The sequence below is a fragment of the Pseudomonas sp. GW822-FHT07A10 genome, from assembly GCF_058798795.1.
This window is the reverse complement of record NZ_JBXAKV010000001.1, coordinates 316,228-340,765: the sequence shown is the minus strand read 5'-3', so window position 1 is coordinate 340,765 and position 24,538 is coordinate 316,228. Positions and strand designations below refer to the sequence as shown.

Sequence of the window (24,538 nt, the reverse complement as noted above, 5' to 3'; positions counted from 1 at the left end):
CAACAGAACGAACTCCTCCCCTTTGGCCGCTCATGCGGCCTTTTTTTATCCGACGCTGGCCGCCGCGATCGGCAGATTGAAACAGATCCTGGCGCCCTGCTCGCTGTCCTGGACCACCAGCGTCCCGCCGTGCGCACCGATCACTGACCTGCAGATGGCCAGCCCCATCCCCATGCCGCTGCCTTTGGTGGTGTAGAACGCATCGAAGATTTGCTCGCGCTGCGGTGCGTCAATTCCCGGCCCATTGTCCTGGAAGCAGACTTGAACATGATCATCCTTGACCGCTGAGCCGATGATGATGCGTCCATCTGGCAACCCGGCTCCGACGATGGCTTCCTGCGCATTGGTGATCAGGTTGAACACCACTTGCTGGATCTGCACCGCATCGACCCAAACCGGGCATTGCGCATCAAGCCGGGTTTGCAGTTGCACGTTGCGGTTCGCCAGATCGGTGGCGGTCAGGCGCACGACCTCACCAATCAACTCGTCGATCTGCACCGGTAGCCGTTGCAACGGCGCCTGTTTGGCGAGCGCGCGAAGTGCCTGGATAATATCGGCGGCGCGGGCGCTGTCTGAGCGAATGTCTTCCAGCCCCTGAATCGCCTCTTCCAGATCGGGCTGATCGCGCTTAAGCCAGCGCAGGCTCGCCGAGGCGTTAGACAAGATGCCCAGCAGCGGCTGGCTAATTTCATGGGCAATCGAAGCAGACAGCTCGCCCATGACTTTAAGGTGCGAGCTACGCGCCAGTTCTGCCCGGGAACTGCGCAAGTCCGCTTCCATTTGCGCACGCAGTCGGGTGTCTTCGACCAGCTGTGCATACAGCCTGGCGGTATGCAGTGACACAGCGGCCTGAGAGGCGAGTATTTCCAGCATGGTCAGGCGCTCGGCGCTGAACAGCTTGGGGACCAGGCTGTTTTCGAGATAGACCAGACCGATCAATGTGCCTTGTCTGAGCAACGGCAGGCACAACATGGAACGCGTCTGGCGCTGTAGGAGGTCGGCGCTGTAGGCCTCGGGACAATCTGCCCGGGCATCGTCGAGCACCAGAGTGTTGCGGGTGCGCTTGCTGGCGTTGAGCACCGAGGCAGGCGCCATCTGTTCGAGCGGCTGCCCGGTGTCCAGCGCGACCCGCACGTTGCCGGCCTCGACAGAAGCGGTTGCCGCGAGTTGCAGCTCGGCGCCGCTGACAATCATCAGAACGCCATGATCGGCACCCGCCTGAATCATCAGGTGGTTCATCAGGGTTTCGACCAGTCGTTCCAGCAATACCTCTTGCGAAAGTGCGCGCGCCGCCTCGATTCCCACTTCAAGATCAAGGCGGACCTGGGTCACAGGCCGGACAGGTTCGAACGACGACTCTGTGTTCAGAAACGGGTGCAAGGCTTCCAGCTGGCGGGCCTTGCTGTTGGCCCCCCAGAGGTTGTAACAGTCGCGCGCGACGCGCAGGTGGTGATTGGCACCCGACACCAGCCCGTTAGGTAAGCAGATATCGGCTAGCTGTTCATGCGCCAGCGCCTGCTCGTGGATGAAACCGGCCGCTGCAGCAGCGATCTGGGACTGATCAAAACAGCGGATGGCAACCAGCTCCTGACCGCGTAAACGGGCGATGACCCCTTCGATCAGCAGCAATTTACTGCGAAAGGTTGCCGGGTTGAGCTCGACCCATGACAGAAACCGCAGACGTTGCCGTTCGAGTTGTTCCAGTTTTTCGGCCACCTCCCCCGGTGCCTGCGCACTGCCCAGAGCCAGGCTGTAGAACAGGTAGTAATCGGCGAGATTGATGTGTGCCGGAATGGACCAGGTCAGCGCGGCCGCCTCTTCGAAACGCCGCAATGCGTAAGGGATATCGCCGTAGTAAAACGCGGACATGCCTGAATACAGCCACGTCCAGAACAGAGTCGGCTGTGACACGCTGGTGCGGTCGATGGGGCCGAAACGGTCATGTTCAGTGCCGTCCAGTTCGGTCAGCGGCCGGTGCTGACGCCCATCGCGCAGATCGCTGGCGTACGCCTGTTGCGCCAGCAGGATGCGTTCGATGTCGATATAGTGAAACTGACGCACCCAGGCCAGGCCATGCTCCAGTTCGCTCAACACTCGTTGTAAGGGTTCGCCCATGAACAACAGATCGGAGCCGATGTGGTTGCAGGCATAACAGGACATACCCAGATCACCGCCGGCCTGACCGCACTCGAATGCTGCGAACGCCTTCTGTCGGGCGTACGCCATCGGTCGGGTCCACGGGCTGACTTGATCAAGCGCCACCAGCGTACCTGTGCGTCCGGCTTCGTAGCCGTGTTTGTCAGTGAGTTCAAGGGCCACTTCGGCGAAGGACTGCCCGTCCACATACTCGCCATAGCGCTCGGCAATCATCACGCCAAACCAGGCAAACCCATAACCGCTGCTCGGCGTGGTGCCATGCATCAACGTAAGTTCGACCATTTTCGCCAAATGCAGAAAACGAATGTCGTCGTTGACGAAGAACGAGGAAATCAACGTGCTGAGCAACTCCATGGCCACTTCGACAAGCGGGTCATCGGCCTTGGGCAAATGCACCAGATCGGCGATGCGGCGCGCGCCCACGAGTGCGCGTACCTGGGCAAACACGAGGCTCAGCTGATCGTGCGAGGGCTTGCGCTGCAGGGGAATATCCAGCAGGGCCAACCCGGTCAACGCCTCGGTTATCGCACCCTCGTAATCGGAGTGCAACGTGCGCAAGGTGGCCCGTAACCGATAGGTTTTCGCGCGGTCGAGCGCTGTGGTGGCGTGATTCAGGCAGTCGTCGAGGCGGTGTTGGGCGCTGGCCAGATCGGCCAGCAGCATGTCACATTCGGCAGCCAGCCATTGGGTGGCGAACGCCTGAGTGTAAAGGCTCGACCAACCGGTCTGCCCGAGCAGACGCTCGGCCGTGCGCAGATAGCCCACGGCCTGCTCGACAGCCGCGGTGTCCCTGGCACGTTCGGCAGCTTCGACCAACAGCTCGACGAACGCGGCACGGCGATGCGCCTCCAGTTTATCCACGTCAATACGCTGAACCTGGCTGGCGACTTCAAATACACGCTCATGGATCTGCTCACCCCACTGATCAAGCATGGCGACGGCGATACGGGCATGCTCGGCGGCGCGTCCCGCTGGCGCAGCAAGCTGACAGGCTGCCTCAAGTACACGGTCGTGGGGAAACACCAGTTGCTCACGCTCACGCAACAGAAAACCGGCATCGACCAGACTTTGCACTTCACGGTTGATCTGTTGCTGATCACACGGTAACAACCGGTGCAGCAGCGATTCATCACAGCGCCCGCCGACATACCCGGCCGTGCGCAACACTTCGCGTTCCATCGGTGCCAGCCGTTCGAATCGCTGCACCATCAAGTCCGCGACGTTATCGGCGTAACGGTAACCATCCACCTCCTCCTGGTTCCAGACCCAGCGGCGACCGTGCACGTCGAAGCACACCAAACGTTCATCGATCAACGCGCGCAACACCTGGCTGATGAAAAGAGGGTTGCCGGCCGTCTTGTAGTGCACGACTGGCGCGAGCGACTCGATAGCCTCGGGGTCGGTGTCCAGTTCAGCGGCGATCAGTTCCGCGACTGCTGGCACCGATAGTGGACCCAGCATGACGCTTGTACAGGGTAACGATTGCCCATGCTCCAACACCTGCAGCAATCCACCCTCACGCTGGAGGGACTGCGATTCGGCCTCACGGTAGGCCAGAATGAGCGCCAGATGCCGGGGCGGCCGGGCGATGAAGGCTTGCAAGAACGACAGCGTCGAATCGTCGGCCCACTGCACGTCATCTACGAATAGCACCAGGGGTCGTCCCGGCTGAGCGAAGACTTCCAAAACATCGAGTAGCGTTTGATTGGCGCGATCAAGCGCATGCCGGGCCGGCATGTTCGGCAGTTCAGGCGCGACACCGATGACCAGCTCGGCCTCGGGCGCCAGATCCGCCAGGAGTTTACCCCGTCCCTTGAGGCGTTCGATCAGTTGCTCGCCCAGCGTCTCCAGTTCCAGAGCCGGCTTGCCCAGCAGTTGGGTCATCAGCGACTTGAGGATCTCTGCCAATGGCGCGTAGGGAATTTCCTGCTGCAGCAGATTGCTCTTGCCGCTGGCCCAGTAGCCGGGCGCCAAGGGCCGGACACCCTGGTGGATCAGCGTCGACTTGCCGGCACCCGGCGCGCCACCTACCAGCAGGACCCGGGCGATGCCATCGCTGCGCACCTGACTTATCTGCTCGATCAACTGCATGCGTTCAGCCTCGCGGCCGAACAGAACATCACCGCGGGCCGCAGAAGGCAACGCATCGAAGGCGCCCAGCCGAAACCCATCAATGCGCTCGTGTTCCAGCCACTGCTGTTGGCACCAGGCCAGATCCGCGGCCATCGACTCTGCGCGCTGATAGCGGGCACCCGGTTCCTTCGCCAAGCCTTTGAGCAGCACTTGGCAGATGCCTTCCGGCAGATCGGCAACATGGATTGCCGGTGATTGCGGTTGCACGGCGGCGTGCACGTGCAGCCATTGCGAGGGGTCGCGGGCGGTGAGCGGCAGTCGGCCGGTCAGCGCTTGATAGAGGATTACGGTCAGGGCGTAGATATCGCTGCGCGCGTCAAAACTGGCGGCATCGCGCCGTACCTGTTCGGGCGCCAGGTACGGCCATTGTTCCAGACCGGGCAATTCAGCGGTGGGCACCTCTGCGGCATGACTGTGAAAACCCAGGAGTCTGACCGAATCGGCGGTTTCCACCATCAAATGGTGGGGCAGCAGGCTGGCATGGCGCACACCCGCGTTCTGCGCGCTGGCCAGCGCGTTGGCCGCCGCCACGGCGATGGCCAACAAGCGCCCCAGCGGCAGCCCGGCGTCACCGATCAGATCCATCAGCGGCGTCCCCGATGCGGGATAGATCAACAAGGGCCCCTCGGCCGAGCGGATAAACGCGACAGGTGCAATCGCCCATGCCGGATCCAGGCGCAGATGAAAATCGCGCTCAAGCCGCTGGCACGTGCCGGGCAGCTGAATCGGTGCCCGGGCGGCAAGCCAGTGTGTGCCCGACGGCCGGTCCTGAAGCGTGAACCAGGTCAGGTCATTTTCCCGGCGCAGCATGGAGAAGGTGCAGAGTTCCAGCCAGGCTTCATCGTGGACGACCTCAAGACTGCGGGAACCGGATGATGAGAGAGGACGGCTGGACATGAACAATCACCGCTGAAGATTCGTTTCGGGCTGAGCCCTGGAGTATACGCAAGGCTCTGGCCCAACGGCTGCATGCCGGTAATCCTGTCCGTAATCGGCACCATGATGGCTGTCGTGCTACCCCGTTGCCGATGGTTTTTGCGCACTGAAATCACGGTGTGTTATCCCTCGGGATAATTGCATTATGCGGGGCCGTCCCCTAGCGTGTACCTCTGATGAATCGATGCTCCGGCGTCACTCTCCATCCACGCAGTGCAGAGGAACGCATGATCCGACTCGGCCAAGCCACTATTTCCCTGGAGCGGCGCGAAGCCTTTCTTGATGGACGGCCGCTGCGTGTCGGGGGCCGGGCGTTCGAAATCCTCTCGGTGCTGATGCACGCCGATGGCCGGATTGTCAGCAAAGATGAATTGATCACACAGGTCTGGCCCGACACTGTCGTCGAGGAAAATAATCTGCAGGTGCAGATTTCCTCACTGCGCAAGTTGCTCGGTGAAAAAGAACTCATCCAGACGGTCCCGCGCCGAGGTTACCGATTATTGAAAAAACGTGAACCGCCCCTGCCCCTGTTCCATCCGGTGGCACCGGGCCCTTTGGCGACCGAGGATCAGGAGACGATCGATCCTGATAGCGTGCCGGTGTTCATCGTCGACGATGAAGCGAGCGTGCGTACAGCTCTCAGCCGACTGCTGCGGGCTGAAGGCATCGCGCACCGGATATTCGCCTCGGCCGAAGAATTGCTCAACGCTGACCTCGACACCGGCCCCGCTTGCCTGTTGCTTGACGTCAGTCTGCCCGAAACGACAGGCCTGGAACTTCAATCGGCGCTCGGACAGCGCGGGCATCCGTGGCCGGTCATTTTCATGACCGGTTTCGGCACCATCTCGATGTCGGTGCAGGCCATGAAAGCAGGTGCGGTCGAATTCCTGACCAAACCATTCAACGACGACCAGTTGTTGGACACCCTGCGCGCCACCCGTCAGCGTGCAGCGACGGCGTTCGAGCAATGGCAACGCATACAAAGCGCCCGTCAAAGGGCTGCCCTGTTGACCCCCCGTGAGCGCGAAGTGCTGCCGCTGATCGTCGCGGGTCTGTCCAATAAGCACATCGCCAACCAGCTGGGCACCAGTGAAGTCACCGCCAAGGTCCATCGCAAACACATCATGGAGAAAATGCAGACACGCTCGCTGGTCAATCTGGTCAAGCTGTATGGCTTGATCAGCACGGAGCCAGCGTTTGGCATGCAGGGTTCTTCATGACTACGGAGACTGGCTGCGCCCCCGAATCATCCCGTAGCGCCATGATCATCGTCTGCATCGTGGACGACGATGCGTCCGTACGCAAAAGCCTGGCCAATCTGCTCCGGTCGGCCGGATACCGTTCTCGGGTGTTCGCCTCGGGCGAGGAATTCCTGGCCCTCGAAAACTTCGATGACGTTGCCTGCCTGCTGTTGGATCTGAAAATGAACGGCCTGTCAGGGCTGGACGTCATGCGTGCGCTGACGCTCAAGGGCAGAAAGTTTCCAGTGATTTGCATGTCGGCACACTGGGATGAAGCCACACTGGCCGAATCCAGCCGCTATGAGCCCATCGAATGCTTGCGTAAACCCTTCAACGGCGATGCCTTGCTAAGCGCCGTCGAGTTTGCGCTGCAACGTGAGCGATGAACAATCACGTGTTGGACGGTGATTGCGGCGTATCAGGATTGAGTTGCTGACGCCTGAATTGCCCTGGAGGCTGGCCGTGGATCTGGCGGAAGCGTCGCGAAAAATAGGCCTCGTCAGCGAAACCGCACAACCTCGCCACCTCCCCCACTGGTCGTGTCCCATTGAGCAAATAATTGCGTGCCGCGTGCATCCTGCGCTCGAGCACCAGCTCAGTGAAGGTCTTGCCGATTTCCTTGCGCAACCAGTGCGTCAGGTACGTCGGTGACAGGTAAGTCGCAGCAGCCACCTTGATCAGGTTGAGGTCGGGATCGGCAATGTTCTTGCGCAAGTATTCGGACATCCTGCTCAGCGCATCGCGTCGGCTGACTTCGGCGGCATTCTCTTCGGCCAACCGCTTGAGCGGCTCGGCATACAAGGCACAAACGCTCCCCACCAGTTGCAGCAACAATCCCTTGAGCATCTCGCGAGTGCCGAACTGACGGTTTTCATCGAGCACGCGCATCTGTTCGATCAGGGCACAGACTTTGCTGAAATCTTCATCGGCCAGAATGAAATCCAGATGCTCCTGAAAGCGGAACGGCGACAACTCGGGTGCCAGCAGAATCGAGACCTCCTCCAGGTCCATCGGGTCGCACTGCAAATGCGGCAACAGGAAGGTCTGGGAAAAGTTGATCACCATGAAATTGCTGTCGGCCGGATGCGGAATCACGTGCACGCGATGCGGCAGGATGAAGGCCAGCGTGTTGCGCGGAAACGGCCGCTCGACGTTGCCGATGTGCTGCACGGTATCGCCACCGAGGTTGACCTGGATCTGGAAATACTCATGGCGATGCGGGCTGGTTTCGGCGCGCCGGCCCTTTTTGTCGCGGATGTAAAAGTCCGTCAATTCGCTGCGTTGCTGCATGACATAAGTGGGTACTCGACTCGGTGACGACATCGCCTGAGGATCCTCGACAGGTACATGGACAGGTTGTCGTCGCGCCGCGACGCAGGCGGCGACCGCAGTGATTGTGAAGGCAGACACCGCCGGCTTCAACATGTCATAGGATGACAACGAAACACAGAGAATTAATTGTATCCATGTGTGATGTGTCGCCTGTCCAAAAAACCACGAGCACGCAAAAATATTTAATCTTTTAAAAACATCAACTTATGAATCGAATAAAGCATAACGAAGGAAATGAGCTGATTTGATTTTTCTTGGACACCTGCATTGATCGCCTTTTACAGGAGAAAAAACGATCTAACGGCTCCGTTGATTTTGAGAGGTTGTACGACCACTGTAACAACCAATGCAGCCCGACCCTTCCAATAACAATCAAAAGGTGCGCTCGTGATGAACCTGCTTTTTTCCCTCGCCAACCCTCCCCCGACCGAGCCAGTCCGAAGGCGTATCTGAGCGCCTGACAGTAGCTGTCCGCGCCCTCATTCAAGTAGCGACTGCCCTGCCCCGGCACTGGGGGCATCGGCTTCGGCTGCGCGCGAACATCTCGATTCTCCTAACAATAAGAAGGTCTACCCATGTCGAATTCGCAAACCTCCCCGTCCACCGCGCCGTCGGTGAGCGCCGGCGCCCGGGACGCCCTGTTGCCTCAGCGACTACCGACGCGTCGGCGCTGGTTCATGCTGTCGTTGCTGCTGATTGCAACCATCATCAACTACATCGACCGCGTAAATATCTCGATTGCCGCACCGTTCATGGCCAAGGATCTGGGCCTGGACAAGATCGAAATGGGCCTGATTTTTTCCGCGTTTGCCTGGACCTACGCACTCGCCCTGGTCCCCGCCGGGTTCATCGCCGATCGCTTCGGTTCCCGGTTCACCTACGGGGTGTCGCTGATCAGTTGGTCGACGGTCACCGTGTGCCAAGGCTTTGCCACAGGATTCGCTTCGCTGTTCGGGCTGCGACTGGCTGTCGGTGCCATGGAGGCTCCAGCATTTCCGGCCAACAGCCGTGCGGTGACGGTATGGTTCCCAGCCCGCGAACGGGGCCTGGCCAGCAGCATTTACGTGTGCGGCCAGTATCTGGGCACGGCACTGTTTACCGGCGTGCTGTTATGGCTGGCCACGACCTATGACTGGCGCCATGTTTTCTACAGCACCGGGATACTCGGCATTGTGTTTGGTGTGATCTGGCTCTACGTGTACCGCGATCCGCTGAGCTGCAAGAACGTCAGCCAGGAAGAACTGAAGTACATCGAAGCCGGCGGTGGACTGGTCAAGAGCAGTCAGGAGCGCACCCGGTTCAACTGGCGGCAGATCGCCGAGCTGTTCAGCTATCGGCAGATCTGGGCGATTTGCATCGGCAAGTTCGCCAGCACCTCCGCGTTGTACTTCTTCCTGACCTGGTTCCCGACGTACCTGATCGAAGAACGCAAGCTGACCATGATCAAGGCCGGGGTCTTCGCCGTGCTGCCGTTCGTAGGTGCAACGGTCGGCATTCTGCTGGCCGGCATCGTCTCCGACTTGCTGATCCGTCGTGGTTACTCAATGTCCTTCGCTCGCAAGATGCCATTGGTGGTCGGCTCGATGCTGGGGATGTCGATTGTGCTGGTGAATTTCACCGACTCGAACGTGATCTGCATTGCCGTTCTGACCATTGCCTTCTTCGCCCAGGGAATCGCCTCCTCGTCGTGGGCGGCGGTGTCGGAAGTCGCGCCGAAGGAGTTGATCGGATTGACCGGCGGGGTCACCAGCCTGGCCGCCAACATCGGCGGGATCGTCACCCCGATCGTGATTGGCGGCATCGTCCACGCGACAGGCTCGTTTGCCTACGCCTTCTGGTTCATTGGCGGCGTGGCGCTGATGGGGACCTTGTCCTATTCGTTGCTGCTCGGTCGCTTGTATCGCATCGAACTCAAGGCGCGCTGAGCCAAGAAACCGTTTTTCTCCAACACGAGGCGGCTTTCGTCCAACTTTGCAAAAGATTGCCGCCGTACGCTGACGCTTCAAACAGGACGACAACAAAAATGACGATGACCGAGTACGTGTTTACCCCGGACCTGCCCGTGACCTTGCCGGTTGCCGCCAGCCAGCAACGCTTTCCCGTTGGCCGAGTATTTTGCGTCGGCCGCAACTACCCTTGGCCAGACACCCAAGGCCAGTCCCGCCAGCCGCCGGTGTTCTTCATGAAACCGGCGAGCAACGTGGTGGATGCGGCGGGTGAAGTGACTTTTCCACCGTTGACCGAAGAATTTGTCCACGAAATCGAATTGGTCGTGGCCATCGGTGAAGGCGGCGCCAATATTCCGGAGAGTCAGGCGCTGGCCTATGTCTGGGGTTATGCCGTCGGTCTTGACCTGACCCGCCGTGATGTCCAGCGTGCGGCCAAAAGCAATGGCTTGCCGTGGGAAGGTGCCAAGGTGTTTGACGGCGCCGCGCCGATGACCGCCATCGTGCCGGTGACTCGCGCCGGACACCCGGACGGTGATTTGTGGCTGAACGTCAACGGCGAAGAGCGCCAACGCGACAGCCTCGACAGCCAGATCTGGTCGGTCAGTGAAGTCATCAGCCGCATCTCGCAATCGGTAGCGCTCCGGGCCGGTGACTTGATCATGACCGGCAGCCCGGCGGGCGTAGATGTGCTGCAACCGGGCGACATCATCAATGCCGGGATCGACGGCACCGGCCAACTGGAAATGCGCGTCGGTCAGCGACCTTGAACCCGACGTACGCTCTCGTGAATTGAAAAAAGGAGATAACAATATGTCCAGTCCTTTGAAAGTGGCCCTGGTCACCGGCGCCGGCAGCGGAATCGGCCGCGCCGTGGCGCTGGCTCTGATGGCAGACGGATTCACCCTGGTGTTGGCCGGTCGCCGAGCGGAGCCTTTGCAGGCCTTGGTCGAATTGGCGCTCAGCGAAGGACACGAAGCGTTGGCGGTGCCCACTGATGTGCGCGACCCGGCCAGTGTCGATGCGCTGTTTGCCACCATCACCGAGGTATACGGACGCCTCGACGTGGTGTTCAACAACGCCGGGGTCAACGCCCCTGCAGTGCCGCTTGATGAGCTGACGTTCGAGCAGTGGCGAAACGTGATCGACACCAACCTCAACGGCGTTTTCCTCTGCGCCCGTGGTGCCTTCGCACTGATGCGCCGGCAACAGCCACAGGGCGGACGCATCATCAATAACGGCTCGATCTCGGCGCATACCCCACGCCCCTTCAGCAGCGCCTACACCGCCAGCAAACATGCGGTGCTGGGGCTGACCAAATCCCTGGCCCTGGACGGGCGCGAATTCAACATCGCCTGCAGCCAGATCGACATTGGCAACGCCCTGACCGAAATGTCGGTGCGCATGACCAAAGGCGTGCGCCAGGCCAACGGCACCATCGCCGTGGAGCCGATGGTGGACGTCAAACATGTGGCCGATGCCGTGCGCTACATCGCCGGCCTGCCGCTGGAGGCGAACGTCCTGAACATGACCGTCATGGCCAGTGCCATGCCGTTTGCCGGTCGCGGTTGAACCGGCCTTTTTTATTCCGCTACACGAGGTTTACATGAAGCCAGAAGTCTTGCAGCTCAGCCCGATCCTGATCCCTGAAATCAACGCGCGGCTCGATGAGCTGTTTACCGTCAGACGTTACTTCCAGCAGGCCGACAAGCAGGCTTATTTGCAGGAACACGGCGCGAACATTCGCGGGGTGATCACCGGCGGGCATACCGGAATCAGCCAGGCGCTGATGGCGCAACTACCGAAACTGGAAGTGGTGGCGGTCAACGGCGTCGGCACCGATGCGGTGGATCTGGCTTACGCCCGGGATCGCGGAATCCGCGTAACGGCAACCATCGGAGCGCTGACCGAAGACGTCGCCGACCTGGCCATCGGCTTGTTGATTGCCGTGTGCCGGGGTCTGTGCACCAGTGATCGTTATGTGCGTTCGGGCCAATGGCCCCATAGCCCGACGCCGTTGGCTCCGTTGCCGTTGGCACGTCAGGTGTCGGGCATGCGCATCGGGATCGTCGGCATGGGCCGGGTCGGCCGTGCCGTGGCGACCCGGGCCGCGGCGTTCGGCTGCCCGATCAGTTACACCGATCTGCAGCCGATGAGCGACGTGAACCACACGTTCATCGCCGATCTGAAGCAGCTGGCCAGCAACAGTGATGCACTGATTCTCGCGGCCGCTGCCGACAAGGCTGAAGCCATCATCAATGCCGAGGTGCTGCAGGCACTGGGCAAGGACGGGTATCTGATCAACGTGGCGCGCGGCAAGTTGGTCAACGAGGTCGATCTGGTGACGGCACTGGCCGCTGGAGAGATCGCGGGTGCGGCACTGGATGTGTTTGTCGATGAACCGAACGTACCCGAAGCACTGTTTGGTAACGAGAACGTGGTGCTGCAGCCCCATCGCGCGAGTGCGACGCTGCAGACTCGCACGCGAATGGGAGAGATGGTGGTGGCGAGCCTGGTGGACAGTTTCGCCGGGAGAATACCGCAGGGGTCTGTGACTGACTGAACATTGGCCGCCGAGGAGACGTTGCGTCCCCTCGGCGGTTCGGTGTCAGGTAAACAGCCACGTCGACGCCCACTAAAGCAGCACGCTATGGCCTACGGCTAAAGCTCTGTGGTTTGGTGAACGTCGAGAGGACGAGGTGGCGTCCTATCCACCAGGCTTGCTTGCTTATTGGCTGGTTCAGTTTTCCCCGTATGGTCAGGACGGATCTTGAACCAGATGGAGTACATCGCTGGCAGGAACACCAGCGTCATGATGGTTCCGACGAACGTGCCTCCGATCAGCGTGTAGGCCAGCGTCCCCCAGAAGACGGAGTGTGTCAGGGGAATGAATGCCAGGATTGCCGCCAGCGCTGTCAGCAGTACCGGGCGGGCACGTTGGACCGTGGCTTCGACCACCGCGTGAAACGGATCCAGCCCTTCTTGCACGTTGTGATGGATTTGCCCAATCAGAATCAGCGTATTGCGCATCAGAATGCCCGAAAGGGCGATTAGACCGACTAAGGCGTTGATACCAAACGGCTGCTGGAAGATAAGCAGTGTCGGCACCACACCAATCAACCCCAGTGGCGAGGTGAGGAACACCATGATCATCGCCGAGATCGAACGTACCTGCAGAATAATGATCAGCAGCGTCATGGCAATCATGATCGGGAACAGCGGCAACATCGCTTTACCGGCTTTGCCCGACTCCTCGATTGCACCCGCCTGCTCGATCCGGTACCCGTCAGGCAGCTGGTCGATGACCGGCTGCAGCTCCTTCATGATCACGCTCGAGACGTCCGGTGGCTGCAGGCCTTCGGCAATGTCACCGCGCACGGTAATGGTCGGCGTGCGGTCACGACGTCGGAGGATCGGATCCTCCATACGAACATCGACCTCTCCCACCTGAGACAGCGGAATCCGCTGACCCGCCGAGCCTACCAGAGTAAAACCTTCTATCCTGGCGGGATCGAGCCGGATATCACCCGCTGCGCGACCGACCACCTGCACCGAACGAATGTCCTCACGAACCGCAGTGATCGGTACTCCGGCCAACAGGAACTGCAGTTGCTGCGCGACTGAGTTTGACGTCAACCCCACCGCCTCCAAGCGATCCTGATCCAGAGCGAAATGCAGCGTCGGCGTCAGTGGCCCCCAGTCAGTGTTGACGGTTCTCATCATCGGGCTCGACTGCATCACGTCCAGTACCTGGCCCGCGATCTCGCGCAACTTTGACGGATCAGGCCCCATCACCCGATAGGCAACAGGGAACGGCGAATACGGACCAAATACAAGCTGAGTCACCCTGACACGCGCTTCTGGGGCAAGTCCCTCAGCAGCGGCCTCGCGGAGACGGAACTTGAGGGCCTCGCGCTCCTCCTGGCTGTCCGTCAGCACCACAATCTTCGCGAACGATGGATCAGGGAGTTCCGGCGCCATCGCCAGATAGAAACGCGGCGCGCCTTGCCCGATATAAGCGGTGACGATTTTTGCCTCACCCTGCTTTTGCAGCCAGGCCTCTATCTTGGCGGTGGTGGCACTGGTCTGTTCAATGGAGGTTCCATAAGGCATTTGCACTTCAATCAATACCTCTGGACGGTCCGAGGTAGGGAAGAACTGTTTCTTGACCAGGCTCATGCCGAGAATCGCCACGCCAAACATTGCGATAACAGTACCGGCTACCAGCCATTTGCGAGCGATGACACGCGTCAACACCTGGCGGAAGCGGTTGTAATTTCGGGTGTTGTAGATGGCCGCATGACCACCCTCCACCTTCTTGATGTTCGGCAACATCTTCACACCCAGGTACGGGGTAAAAGCTACCGCAACCACCCAGGAGGCAATCAGGGCAATGCCCACGATCCAGAACATGTTGCTGGTGTACTCGCCGGCTGTCGACTGCGCGAAACCGTTGGGCATAAAGCCGATAGCCGTCACCAGCGTACCGGAAAGCATCGGCGCGGCTGTATGACTCCAGGCATACGCGGAAGCTTTGATGCGGTCGTAGCCCTCCTCCATTTTCACCACCATCATTTCGATAGCAATGATGGCGTCGTCCACCAACAGTCCGAGCGCCAGAATCAACGAGCCAAGGGTGATACGGTCAAAGTTCTTTCCAGTGGCCGCCATCACCACAAACACCACCGCCAACGTCAACGGCACAGCCGCAGCGACCACAACGCCTACACGCCAGCCCATGCTGAGAAAACAGACAAGCATCACCACAAGCAGCGCGACGAAAAATTTGACCATGAACTCGCCGACGGCCGAACTGATATTTACAGATTGATCGGTGACCTTGGAGAGCGTCATGCCCAACGGCATGCCTTGATTGATCTTGACCGTCTCCGCGTCCAACGCCTTGCCCAGGTCAAGACCGTTCCAACCCTCACGCATCACGATCCCCAGCAACAAGGCCTCTTCACCGTTATTACGCACGAGAAAGGTTGCCGGATCTTCATAACCACGTTCGATCGTCGCCACGTCCGAGAGCTTCAGCGTCCGCCCCTGAACCGCAATGGGTGTGTCACGAATCTTCTGCACCTTATCGAAGGCGCCATCCAGCCGAAGAAAAACCTGCGGCCCGTCGCTTTCGATCGAGCCGGCAGGCGTGAGCACGTTCTGATTATTCAGCGCGGCAAAGATGTCCTGAGGTGATACGCCCAAGGTGGCCAGCCGATCATGGGAAAAGGAAACAAAGATGCGCTCGGGTTGCTCCCCAATAATGTTGACCTTCTTCACGCCCGGCACATGCAGCAGTTGTTGGCGCAACGACTCTGCATCACGTACCAACAGTCGCTGCGGTTCGCCTTTGGCTTTCAGGGCGAACAGTGCAAATGTCACGTCCGAAAACTCGTCGTTGACCATTGGCCCGATGACACCCGCCGGCAGCTTCCTGGCCTCATCGTCGAGCTTTTTACGCGCCTGATAGAACTCCTCCTGCACTTGCGAGGGCGGCGTGCTATCGCGCAGTGACACCATGGTGAAGGCGAGGCCAGGACGGGTGTAGGTTTCCGTGCGGTCGTACCATTTCAGTTCTTGCAGGCGTTTTTCAAGTGGCTCTGCTACCTGATCCTGCATCTCCTGCGCCGTGGCGCCCGGCCACGCGGTAATAACCGTCAACTGCTTGACCGTAAACGGAGGATCTTCCGCACGCCCCAGCTGGAAGAACGACAGGATGCCCGCAACGGCGATCAGGAAGATCAGAAACACCGTGATGGAGCGCTCGCGAACGGCGATCGCGGAGAGATTGAAGCGCCCCTCGCTCATGGATGACTCCCTGCGACCTTGACGCCATCCGGTTGAGCCAGCCTCACCTCCTCACCATCGCGCAGCAGATGCGCGCCTAACGCTACAATCTGCTCGCCGACCTTGAGATCGCCTGCGACTCGCGCTGCGTCGTCGCTCAAGCCCAAGATTTGAACAGGTCGCCAGGCCACCTTCGCAGGTGTACCGGCAATGACCCACACGCCAGTGCCTTGGCCTGGGTCATAAACGGCAGCGATCGGCACTTGTAGCCCCTGCCCTTGCGTGGTGCCTTCAGCGATCCGAAGCGTGACGGTCGAACCTATCGGTGCATTGGCCAGCGCCCCCTCAAGCACATACCGCGCCTCGAAGGTGCGTGTCATTCGGTCGGCCGAGTCAGAAAGCAGCCTCAGCTTCGCTGTAACAGCACCCGTGGTATTGCCATAAAGCGTCGCCTGCGCGGTGGATCCTGCTGCGGGGCGTAGCGTCTCGGGCAGATGCACGATGGCTTCACGTTGCCCTGCCCGCGCCAGTCGAACCACGGGCTGTCCCGGGCTGACGACTTGTCCGGGCTCGGCGAGCGTCTCCACCACTACGCCGTCGGAATCCGCAAACAGCACCGCATAACCAGAAGCATTGCGGGCTACATCAGCCTGCGCTTCAGCGGCGCTGAGCTGCGCCTTTGCGGTATCCGCTGCGGCTTTGATCTGGTCGTAAGCCGATGCGGAAATAGCGCCTGCGGCGACCAGGTCGCGATATCGCGCCTCGTCATCTGCAGTCTGCTTGGCTCGGGCCCGAGCGGCGATGACCGACTCTTGCTGTGCTCGCGCCTGCAACCCCAGGTCGATTGGGTCGAGACGCATGAGTGGCTGACCACGCTTAACGGTCTGACCGGTGTCAACCAGACGCTCAAGTATCTTGCCTGACACCCGGAAGCCCAGATCGCCCTGGACGCGGGCAGCCACGACACCCGTGAAAGAACGTGAGACGTCGGACGAACCCTGAACCGCAGAGGACCTCACCAGAGGGGCATGCGTACGTGGATCTTCAACGGTGGATGAGTCGCCACACGCCGTCAGGACGAGAGGCAACAAGCAAGCGGCAATGGGGACAGGTCGAAGCCGGCGCATAGGTTCCCTTACTTAAAAAATAGGACAGGCGCCTCATTCTCAGTCTAGTGACCATAACTGTCAATGGTCACGAATTATGAAGTACCGAACCCCATGATCTCAGCATTAGTATTGCCGAACACTGCTGGCCAAGCTCGAGCTCAGCCCAAAGAGCGTCGATTGACAGATAGTGACCATAACGTAATATAGTCACAAACATCCTCGATTGAAGGTACCTCAATGCCTCCCCTCCGCCCCATTGCTCTCTTGGTGAGTGCCAGCTTGATGACAGGTTGCGCGGTCGGTCCGGACTATCACCGTCCGGACGCCCCACTGTCGGACCATTACTTGGGGCAGTCTTCTGTCGAACAGAGGCCTGGGGCGACGCCGGCCAGTCTTGTCGCCTGGTGGGAAGGCTTTGGTGATCCGCTGTTAGCCGACTTCGTCTCCAAGGCACTTGAGCAGAACCTGGACCTGGCGCAGGCGTCGGCGCGAGTCACGCAGGCGCGGGCAGGACTGGGCGCCGCAAATGCCGCTTTACTGCCCTCGGGGAACATCAGCGGACAGGCCGCGCGCTCCTACCAGTCAATCGAGACTCCGCTCGGCCAGGTGTTGAACTCAACGCCTGGCTATGACCGGTACGGAAGTTCCTACGAGGCCAACCTCGATGCCAGCTGGGAGGTAGATGTCTTTGGCGGATTGCGCCGCGGACGCGAGGCTGCTCTGGCCGAGTACCAGGCTTCCCAGGCGGGCGTCGCTGCCACACGATTGGCCGTCGCTGCACAGACCGCCGATATCTACATCACTATCCGCGGACTGCAGACCCGGCTGGACATTGCGAATCGGCAAGTTAAAACGCAGCAGGAGTTGCTAGAGAAAGTCCAGTTGCTCTACAGCAAGGGGCTCGCCGCCAACTATCAGGTTCGCCAGGCCGAGGGGGCGCTATCGCAGGTCCAGGCGACAGTGCCGGTCCTGCAGACCGGTCTCGATGCTGCCATGAATGCGCTGGATGTCATGCTCGGCACGCCGCCAGGCACTCACCGCACACAACTGGCCAGTGCGGGGAGCATTCCTGTAGCGCCGCAGTTAAAGACGATGGGAACGCCGGCCGATTTGCTGCGCCGCAGGCCAGACCTCATTGTGGCTGAGCGCCGTCTTGCGGCCTCAAACGCGCGCATCGGGGAGGCGATTGCTGAGTACTACCCGAAATTCTCCCTCAGCGCATTGCTGGGTAGTGCTACGGCTGTATCCGCAGGCAATCTTTTCACCAGCGGCGCCAGCCAGTCAGCGGGCGTACTGGGCCTGCACTGGAGACTCTTCGACTTCGGTCGCATAAACGCCCAAATCGACCAAGCCAAGGGACAGGAAGCCGAAACCCTGGCCGCTTACCGTCAGTCTGTGCTGCGCGCCACCGAGGATGTTGAGAACGCGCTCTCCTCACTGGTGAATCGGGAAGCTCAAGCAACCACCCTCACCGGGGGAGAGGCGTCTCTGACACAGGCTCGCCAATCGTCGTTCATTGCCTATGAGAAAGGCACAGCCAGCCTGATCGATGTCCTGCACGCCGACGAGACGATGCTGCAGGCTTCCGATGCTCGGGCACAAGCTCGAACGGAATCGGCACGGGCGGCAGTCGCGGCATTCAAGGCGCTCGGTGGTGGCTGGCAGCCTCCTGAAACTCAGCCTGTTGCGACACGATGATTTAATGCACGCACCGCCCCCCTCTTTCAGCTACGACCCAATCCGAGAGCGGGTTTCGCTCTACCAATTGCTCAATAGAAACCAACCGGAGTAAAGCGAAATGAAGTCGAACGAAAATTCCTGGGTGCTCATCACCGGCGCATCAAGCGGATTTGGCGAGGAGTTTGCCCGGCAATATGCAGCGCAGGGAAAATCGCTCGTTCTGGTAGCAAGAAGGCTGAGTAAGCTCGAAGCGCTATCGGCGCAGCTGCGCGAACGCTTCGGCGTTGATGTGATCGTCGAACAAGTAGACCTGTCCTCGATCCCGGCGATCATCGGACTGCATGAGCGACTCAGCGAACGCAATATAGTGATCGATGTGCTCATCAACAATGCGGGTCATGGATTGCAGGGGCCTTTCCTGGATCAACCTCTGGATGAGTCCCTGACCATGATTGATTTGGATATCGCCAGCCTGACAGCCCTGACACGCCTTTTCGCGGCCGACATGCGAGCCCGAAAACGTGGGCACATCCTGATGGTCGCCAGCTTGCTGTCCTTCCAGGGCGTGAAGAATTTCGCCGTTTACTCTGCCGCGAAAGCCTATGTTCTTCGCTTCTCTGATGCGCTTCATCGCGAACTGAAAAATGACGGCGTCGTCGTTACCGCACTGTGCCCAGGAATGTCGGATACCGGATTTGCAGAAAGCGCCAAGCAACGGATCACACCGGCCTTGAAAATGGTGATGATGCAGCCTCAACCCGTCGTGCGTGCAGGAATCCGTGCGCTGCAAGCCGGACGCATGAGTGTGGTGCCGGGTTTTGGCAACAAGGCCATTACTGTCTTGACTTGGGCCACGCCTCGTCGGTTTCATCAGGGCCTTATGGCGCAGGTGATGGGAGTCTGAGGGGGGCGACAAAGAGGTCTTTTACCTCAGGGGAAAGGCCCGAGATGTGTTCCTAAAGGTCGGGAGGCAACGCGTGCTCCCGACAGGACATTCATTGTGTAACAGCACTCAATTAGAAGCGGTAACTCACAGACGTACCGAGCCCGTTCGCACTGTTCTTAAATTTGGCACTGTATGCACCTCTGTTCGCAGAGGCGTCGTTGATCTGCACGCTCTCCTCCCATAGGTAGGAATAAGCAACATCGATCGTGACATTGTCCGCCGGAGTCCAGCCAGCACCGAAGCTGATAACCTTCCGGTCACCCGTAGGAATACGTGGTCCACGGTTGGTGTTGTTGGTGGGAGACTGGTCGACCGAGAAGCCTGCGCGAAGTACCCATTGGCTGTTCAATTTGTACGCCGTGCCGATAGCGTGAGCCCACGTATCATGCCAGTTCTGTTCTTCGGTAATAGTGCCCAGCGAGCCGCTCAACAAAGGGGGTAAACCCGTGTTCTCGATGGTTAATTCTTTAAAGCGACTCCAGCGTGTCCAGGTACTCCCCAAATATAGAGTCCAGTCATTATTGAGCTGATGAGTCACCGAGAAATCCACTGACTCTGGGGTATCCACATCCAGCGAAGCGTCATAACTCCGGCCGCTGACCCCCAACACGCTAAAGATGCCGTCGGTGACCTTGGTCTTGGCGTCCAAGTGGTAACTGACCTTGGAATGGTAAGTCATGCCCAAGCGAGTTTGGTCTGTAGCCTGCACCAGGATACCGGCGTTGAAACCGAGGGCCGTGTCATCGCCCGTGCTTTTGAGTTTTCCGTCATTGCGACCTGGGCTAAGTGGATTGGGCACCATCCCGGACAGCTCACCGGTGATGCGGTTGATGGTCGGACCGAACCCGATCGAAACTTTGTCGTTAAAGGCATAGCTGATGGTGGGCTGGAACGTAAGGGTCGTGACCTCACTTTTGTTGGCGTAGTAACGCCCGGCAAAACCGCTGCCATAGTCAGTCATCAGACCGAAAGGTACATAAAACCCTACACCGAACGCCCAATGCTCATCGATGGGTTTGACGTAGTAACCCATAGGCACTGTGGTGGTTGGCACCATGTCGCCGTCTTCCTGGCCTCCGAATGTACTGCGGGTTTGGCTTATGTCGGTCTTCGCGAATAGAGTCGCCGCGCCCACGCTGACCTGCTCTCTTTTCAATCGAGACATACCCGCCGGATTACCGAAGACCGTGCTCGCATCTTCAGCGGAAGAGGAGCGCCCGGCAAACCCGGACCCCATCCCACTGACGCTTTGTTCATTGAGAGCGAAACCGCTTGCAAACACATTTGAAGATGCGAGCACGACAGCGAGGCCAAATGGGCTCTTGAGCAATATTTTTTTCATTGTTTGAACTCTATGGGATCACTGAGATGAAGCAGTAGAAGCAACGGCCCACCATATTTATTCATGTGACCAATTCAGTCAACGGTCACAATGCGAATAAATGAAATGCCCTTCGACGACTGGAAGAAGGGCAAAGTGAAAAGCCGTTTTGGTGATGTGTCGCTTACACAGGCATGACGTAAAACCGTTAGCCGAAGGTCAAGGCATGAGGCTACGCAAAATGAGGTTGGCGGTGAGCGTGGGCGCCTCCTCGACATAATCGAGGTTGTACTGCAGGAGTAAAGGATTGACGAAAGGCCGCAAAGCCAGATGTATCGCTTCTACTGTTTCGTCCAGGGGAGTCTTGCGTTCAAATTCGCCGATCTCTCGCCCCTCCCGCACGATTTGCAACACGAAGCGTTTGATCTGTGCGTCATAAGCCTGCGTACTGGGCCAGCTTTCCGACGCCGCAAATGCTGCAATGTCATAGAGTTTTCGGTCGTTAAAGAACAGATTCACACCTGTGGCGACCACAGTTTTGACCAATCGTCGAAAGCGTTCCGTCGGCGACAGGTCTTCTACATTGATCGCCTGCTCCACAGCCGCGACGATTTCTGCCAGACAATTTGCGCAGATGGCTTCACCGATCGCCTGCTTGGAATCAAAAAATTTGTAGATGTAGGCCTTGGAAAACCCAATGGCCCTAGCCAGGTCGGAAACCGTGGTTTTGCCGTAGCCGTACTGACTGAAGTGTTCGTTGGCCGCCGCAACAATCTGGTCTCGAATGTCGTGATCGGCTGGGCCACGGGGGCTGGGCGAAGCTGAAGATATTGATGGCTGATTCATGGGAACAGCTTACTCATCCTATCGAGGACTGACAACTTGTGACCGATAAGATAGCTAGTCACGAATCGACCATTTCGAACGACTTTTCCGAGCGCCCACAAACTTCATCACTTGAGCCGGTCGACAGTGGCTGCCTCGAGGAGTTGCTGCTGCGCGACGCACGACTGATTTATTGGAGAACATTATCTGATAGTCCTTCAGTGGTGAGTGCGGCCGCTCCTGACACCGTTGACTATCGGCTGTGGATTCAACCGGTTGATGCAACAGATTGGCTAACCCTCCGTATGTCGAGACCAAGCACTGCAAAAGGAGTAAATTTTGAGAACTTGCCCAAGTGGCGTCTATAATTTTTCAGATATCGGCCCCATTGGTCAGTGAATACAAATGCCCGCAGATGACGACTCGCTGCCCGGTTCTGAAATTCTCTTCGATGAAGCTGATTGTGGCTTACTGCTTACCGCAGAAAATGGCCAGATCGCACAGGCCAACCTCACCTTCTGCCGCTGGATTGGCTACCGCAGGAGTGAGCTGGTCGGTCGTCACATCCAAGACCTGATGAGCCCTGAAGGGAGGACGTTTCACAGGACGTACTGGGCGCCCCTTATGCAAATCCAGGGCGTGATCGCTGATGTCAAATTCGATCTCGTTCACTACAACGGACATTCAATTCCGATGATGCTCAGCGCCATCCGTTGTGAGAGTTCTGCTGGCATATTTCATGAAATGACACTGTTCAAAGCCGAAGATCGGCAAAGATACGAGCGTGAGCTGCTCCATGCCCGAATGCTCGCAGAAAGACATTTGGCAAAACACCTCAAGGATCAACGGGTGATGGATATCACCCAAGACAAGCTGCGCATCACTTACGCCGCGGCGGAAGACCGGGCCCTGTTCGCCGAGCAGCTTATCGGGATTGTCAGTCACGACCTGCGCAACCCATTGTCGGCGATAAAAATGGCAACGGAACTGCTGGGGCGCAGAGAGATGGATGCTAAACAAGCACAAATCCTTAGCCATATCACCCACTCGGCAGATCGCGCACAGCGCCTGGTGGCCGATCTGCTGGATTTCACCTTGACGCAGGTCGGGCGAGGTATCGCAGTTCTGCCCAAACCCGTTGATCTACACGAACTGGTGGCCGACTGCCTGGATGAGTTGAGCCTGGCGTTCCCCGGGCATGAGTTGTCCCACCTGCGTTATGGGCAAGGTAACTTTACTGCCGACAGTGACCGGCTCTATCAACTCATCGGCAACCTGGTCGCCAATGCAGTCGCCTACGGTGCTGCCGATAGCGGAGTCACCGTTTCTTCGCGCATCGAAGATCCAGCGGTCATTATTACAGTCCACAACCTTGGCACACCCATACCACCTGAATTGCTCAAGGACCTGTTCGAACCGATGATCCGCGGCAGTCATGACAATGCTGAACTTAGAAGTGTCGGGCTGGGTTTGTTCATTGTTCGTGAGATCGCCAGGGCGCACCACGGCGACGTGGCTGTAACGTCTTCTCTAACGAGCGGAACAACATTCACTGCAACCTTTCCTCGCACCATAAATTAGCTTGGGTTGACCTTCGCTCAACCCCTTCGCCCTCCTTTGCTAGCCGTCGATAGCGTGGTGTGTTGCTTGCCAATCTGGTCCGCGAAGACTGGTGCCCTTCAACGACAAAACGCCCACCAGTTTACTGTTTGCCCGCAAATTGCCCAATCGCTCAGGCTGGGAAAACACTGGAGTAAGCCGAACGGGATGGTGTCCTGCAGCCACGGCGCACTCCTCGGGCACATGCAAATTAGCCGAGGTTGCCGCGAGGTGCCGTCGTCGAGACTGGTTCGGGGAACGTAACTGCGAACGAAGGTGTCATCTGTATTAGGCACCGTGGTGTCGCAATCCTGTTGGGATAGAGAGGTGGTTTTCATGAACAATATTATCTACATCGTCGGGGCAGTTGTGATTGTCCTGGTTATTCTGTCGTTTGTCGGCCTTGTATAGCCTTAGCTGCCAGCTGAGAACCGTCCTGATGGCGCCTGCCTGACAGGGTGTATTTATGTTGCTACCCCCTGCCCTCGCAACATCGCAATATCCCGCTTGGGGGGTACGCCAAACAGACGGCTGTATTCGCGGCTGAACTGCGATGGGCTTTCATAGCCGACCTGGTAGGCTGCGCTTGATACTTCCTGATGCTCGTTGAGCATCAATCGCCTCGCCTCGTTCAATCGCAACCACTTCTGGTACTGCAACGGGCTCATCGAGGTGAGCTGGCGGAAGTGGTGATGAAAGGTGGGTGTGCTCATCTGCACTCGCGCCGCAAGTTCTTCGACGCGAAGCGCCGAGGCGTAATTCAACTTCAGCCAGTCGATGGCTTTTGCGATGCGATAACCCTGGCCATCGACCGAGGTAATCTGCCGCAACCTGGCAGCCTGATCACTCTTCAAGAGACGATAGTGAATTTCGCGCTGAATCAGGGGCGCAAGCACAGGGATGGCTTCAGGTTCATCGAGTAGCGCCAGCAAGCGCTCGAACGACGCCAACATGGCAGGCGTTACTGAACCAATCCCGACACCTTTCACCACTGATCGATCACGGGTTGGCGGCAAGTCACCCTGCACTATCAGCTCAGCCAGCATGCGTAGATCGAGCTTCAAAGTCAGCCCCAGGCATGGCTGCTCCGGGCTTGCCACCAGCACCTCAGAATTGGCGGGCAAGTCCAATGAGGTGATCAGAAATCGCGACGTGTCATACGGGTAGCCCTCGCCACCTACCCACAACTGTTTCTCACCTTGGGCGACGAGGATGATGCTTGGCTCGACCATGCAGACGACGGGCGGCGACGGATGTTCGCGCCTGAAAAAGCCCAGGCCCGCAATGGGCGTTCCGTAGTCACCTGGTTTCGGGATCTGCTCGCCAATGATCCGCGCAAGCGTTTCTTGTGGCGACAGGTGTTGAGCAGCGGTGTCGTGTTTGATCGTCATGTTCGCCTTGTACCTCTTCGCTGAACTCTAACTCGCCCGCTTACGACCGTCCTGCAAAAAAACAGAGACTCATAGAATCAGGCAAGTAATCCAGCGCAATGCACTACAGGGAGTCTGGGCAGAGCCGGAAAA

The 24,538-nt window shown here is 58.7% G+C and carries 16 protein-coding genes; 9 read left to right on the top strand and 7 right to left on the bottom strand.

Going from position 1 to position 24,538, the window contains the following annotated elements; genetic code table 11:
• Nucleotides 1-45: 45 nt before the first annotated feature.
• Nucleotides 46-5,100, bottom strand: coding sequence for a trifunctional serine/threonine-protein kinase/ATP-binding protein/sensor histidine kinase (locus AC1RL4_RS01420; RefSeq protein ID WP_230172369.1), 5,055 nt, complete (start codon nucleotides 5,098-5,100; stop codon nucleotides 46-48).
• 353 nt (nucleotides 5,101-5,453) lie between these two features.
• Between AC1RL4_RS01420 and AC1RL4_RS01415 the strand changes: the two genes are divergently transcribed.
• Together AC1RL4_RS01415 and AC1RL4_RS01410 are read left to right on the top strand one after the other, a co-directional pair.
• On the top strand, nucleotides 5,454-6,446 hold the full coding sequence (locus AC1RL4_RS01415; protein ID WP_305409250.1) for a response regulator: 993 nt from the start codon (nucleotides 5,454-5,456) through the stop codon (nucleotides 6,444-6,446).
• Nucleotides 6,447-6,487: 41 nt separating this feature from the next.
• A complete protein-coding gene (locus AC1RL4_RS01410) occupies nucleotides 6,488-6,853 on the top strand; it encodes a response regulator transcription factor (protein ID WP_019578533.1) in 366 nt (121 codons plus the stop codon).
• A 4-nt stretch (nucleotides 6,854-6,857) separates the two neighbouring features.
• Here the strand turns inward: AC1RL4_RS01410 and AC1RL4_RS01405 are convergent, their stop codons facing one another.
• Nucleotides 6,858-7,790 (bottom strand): helix-turn-helix transcriptional regulator, encoded by a 933-nt coding sequence (locus AC1RL4_RS01405; RefSeq protein ID WP_204125122.1) that lies wholly within the window; start codon nucleotides 7,788-7,790, stop codon nucleotides 6,858-6,860.
• A 584-nt stretch (nucleotides 7,791-8,374) separates the two neighbouring features.
• Here AC1RL4_RS01405 and AC1RL4_RS01400 point away from each other — a divergent pair.
• The 4 genes from AC1RL4_RS01400 to AC1RL4_RS01385 all read left to right on the top strand — a co-directional run bounded on the left by AC1RL4_RS01400 (nucleotide 8,375) and on the right by AC1RL4_RS01385 (nucleotide 12,308).
• Complete coding sequence (locus AC1RL4_RS01400) at nucleotides 8,375-9,724, top strand: MFS transporter (protein ID WP_230172135.1); 1,350 nt, start codon at nucleotides 8,375-8,377, stop codon at nucleotides 9,722-9,724.
• A 98-nt stretch (nucleotides 9,725-9,822) separates the two neighbouring features.
• A complete protein-coding gene (locus AC1RL4_RS01395; protein ID WP_230172134.1) occupies nucleotides 9,823-10,515 on the top strand; it encodes a fumarylacetoacetate hydrolase family protein in 693 nt (230 codons plus the stop codon).
• Between the two features lie 43 nt (nucleotides 10,516-10,558).
• Nucleotides 10,559-11,317 (top strand): SDR family oxidoreductase, encoded by a 759-nt coding sequence (locus AC1RL4_RS01390; RefSeq protein ID WP_230172133.1) that lies wholly within the window; start codon nucleotides 10,559-10,561, stop codon nucleotides 11,315-11,317.
• A 34-nt stretch (nucleotides 11,318-11,351) separates the two neighbouring features.
• Nucleotides 11,352-12,308 (top strand): 2-hydroxyacid dehydrogenase, encoded by a 957-nt coding sequence (locus AC1RL4_RS01385; protein ID WP_230172131.1) that lies wholly within the window; start codon nucleotides 11,352-11,354, stop codon nucleotides 12,306-12,308.
• Between the two features lie 98 nt (nucleotides 12,309-12,406).
• Here AC1RL4_RS01385 and AC1RL4_RS01380 read toward each other — a convergent pair whose 3' ends face one another.
• Nucleotides 12,407-15,556 (bottom strand): efflux RND transporter permease subunit, encoded by a 3,150-nt coding sequence (locus tag AC1RL4_RS01380; protein WP_230172130.1) that lies wholly within the window; start codon nucleotides 15,554-15,556, stop codon nucleotides 12,407-12,409.
• Complete coding sequence (locus AC1RL4_RS01375) at nucleotides 15,553-16,662, bottom strand: efflux RND transporter periplasmic adaptor subunit (protein ID WP_096480409.1); 1,110 nt, start codon at nucleotides 16,660-16,662, stop codon at nucleotides 15,553-15,555. The genes AC1RL4_RS01380 and AC1RL4_RS01375 overlap by 4 nt, the downstream gene beginning before the upstream one ends.
• Nucleotides 16,663-16,881: 219 nt before the next feature.
• On the opposite strand from AC1RL4_RS01375, the gene AC1RL4_RS01370 reads away from it, so the two are divergent.
• Together AC1RL4_RS01370 and AC1RL4_RS01365 are read left to right on the top strand one after the other, a co-directional pair.
• Nucleotides 16,882-18,342, top strand: a complete 1,461-nt coding sequence (locus AC1RL4_RS01370; protein ID WP_230172129.1) for an efflux transporter outer membrane subunit — start codon at nucleotides 16,882-16,884, stop codon at nucleotides 18,340-18,342.
• Nucleotides 18,343-18,442: 100 nt separating this feature from the next.
• The gene (locus tag AC1RL4_RS01365; RefSeq protein WP_018927739.1) at nucleotides 18,443-19,228 is read left to right on the top strand and encodes an SDR family NAD(P)-dependent oxidoreductase; all 786 of its coding nucleotides are present in this window, start codon (nucleotides 18,443-18,445) and stop codon (nucleotides 19,226-19,228) included.
• 112 nt (nucleotides 19,229-19,340) lie between these two features.
• Here AC1RL4_RS01365 and AC1RL4_RS01360 read toward each other — a convergent pair whose 3' ends face one another.
• Nucleotides 19,341-20,612 (bottom strand): OmpP1/FadL family transporter, encoded by a 1,272-nt coding sequence (locus AC1RL4_RS01360; RefSeq protein WP_230172125.1) that lies wholly within the window; start codon nucleotides 20,610-20,612, stop codon nucleotides 19,341-19,343.
• 198 nt (nucleotides 20,613-20,810) lie between these two features.
• Nucleotides 20,811-21,437: a TetR/AcrR family transcriptional regulator gene (locus AC1RL4_RS01355; protein ID WP_018927737.1), complete on the bottom strand. Its 627-nt coding sequence runs from the start codon at nucleotides 21,435-21,437 to the stop codon at nucleotides 20,811-20,813.
• Between the two features lie 384 nt (nucleotides 21,438-21,821).
• On the opposite strand from AC1RL4_RS01355, the gene AC1RL4_RS01350 reads away from it, so the two are divergent.
• Nucleotides 21,822-22,997: a PAS domain-containing sensor histidine kinase gene (locus AC1RL4_RS01350; RefSeq protein ID WP_230172124.1), complete on the top strand. Its 1,176-nt coding sequence runs from the start codon at nucleotides 21,822-21,824 to the stop codon at nucleotides 22,995-22,997.
• A gap of 482 nt (nucleotides 22,998-23,479) precedes the next feature.
• Here the strand turns inward: AC1RL4_RS01350 and AC1RL4_RS01345 are convergent, their stop codons facing one another.
• A complete protein-coding gene (locus AC1RL4_RS01345) occupies nucleotides 23,480-24,406 on the bottom strand; it encodes an AraC family transcriptional regulator (RefSeq protein ID WP_204125129.1) in 927 nt (308 codons plus the stop codon).
• Between the last annotated feature and the right edge of the window lie 132 nt (nucleotides 24,407-24,538).

Bases quoted from the DNA above. Each gene is read 5' to 3' on its own strand.
- AC1RL4_RS01395 (WP_230172134.1), top strand. From the start codon at position 9,823: ATGACGATGACCGAGTACGTGTTTACCCCGGACCTGCCCGTGACCTTG.
- AC1RL4_RS01370 (WP_230172129.1), top strand. From the start codon at position 16,882: ATGCCTCCCCTCCGCCCCATTGCTCTCTTGGTGAGTGCCAGCTTGATG.
- AC1RL4_RS01405 (WP_204125122.1), bottom strand. From the start codon at position 7,790: ATGTCGTCACCGAGTCGAGTACCCACTTATGTCATGCAGCAACGCAGC.
- AC1RL4_RS01375 (WP_096480409.1), bottom strand. From the start codon at position 16,662: ATGCGCCGGCTTCGACCTGTCCCCATTGCCGCTTGCTTGTTGCCTCTC.
- AC1RL4_RS01410 (WP_019578533.1), top strand. From the start codon at position 6,488: ATGATCATCGTCTGCATCGTGGACGACGATGCGTCCGTACGCAAAAGC.
- AC1RL4_RS01385 (WP_230172131.1), top strand. From the start codon at position 11,352: ATGAAGCCAGAAGTCTTGCAGCTCAGCCCGATCCTGATCCCTGAAATC.
- AC1RL4_RS01390 (WP_230172133.1), top strand. From the start codon at position 10,559: ATGTCCAGTCCTTTGAAAGTGGCCCTGGTCACCGGCGCCGGCAGCGGA.
- AC1RL4_RS01415 (WP_305409250.1), top strand. From the start codon at position 5,454: ATGATCCGACTCGGCCAAGCCACTATTTCCCTGGAGCGGCGCGAAGCC.
- AC1RL4_RS01380 (WP_230172130.1), bottom strand. From the start codon at position 15,556: ATGAGCGAGGGGCGCTTCAATCTCTCCGCGATCGCCGTTCGCGAGCGC.
- AC1RL4_RS01355 (WP_018927737.1), bottom strand. From the start codon at position 21,437: ATGAATCAGCCATCAATATCTTCAGCTTCGCCCAGCCCCCGTGGCCCA.
- AC1RL4_RS01365 (WP_018927739.1), top strand. From the start codon at position 18,443: ATGAAGTCGAACGAAAATTCCTGGGTGCTCATCACCGGCGCATCAAGC.
- AC1RL4_RS01350 (WP_230172124.1), top strand. From the start codon at position 21,822: ATGCCCGCAGATGACGACTCGCTGCCCGGTTCTGAAATTCTCTTCGAT.
- AC1RL4_RS01420 (WP_230172369.1), bottom strand. From the start codon at position 5,100: ATGCTGCGCCGGGAAAATGACCTGACCTGGTTCACGCTTCAGGACCGG.
- AC1RL4_RS01345 (WP_204125129.1), bottom strand. From the start codon at position 24,406: ATGACGATCAAACACGACACCGCTGCTCAACACCTGTCGCCACAAGAA.
- AC1RL4_RS01360 (WP_230172125.1), bottom strand. From the start codon at position 20,612: ATGAAAAAAATATTGCTCAAGAGCCCATTTGGCCTCGCTGTCGTGCTC.
- AC1RL4_RS01400 (WP_230172135.1), top strand. From the start codon at position 8,375: ATGTCGAATTCGCAAACCTCCCCGTCCACCGCGCCGTCGGTGAGCGCC.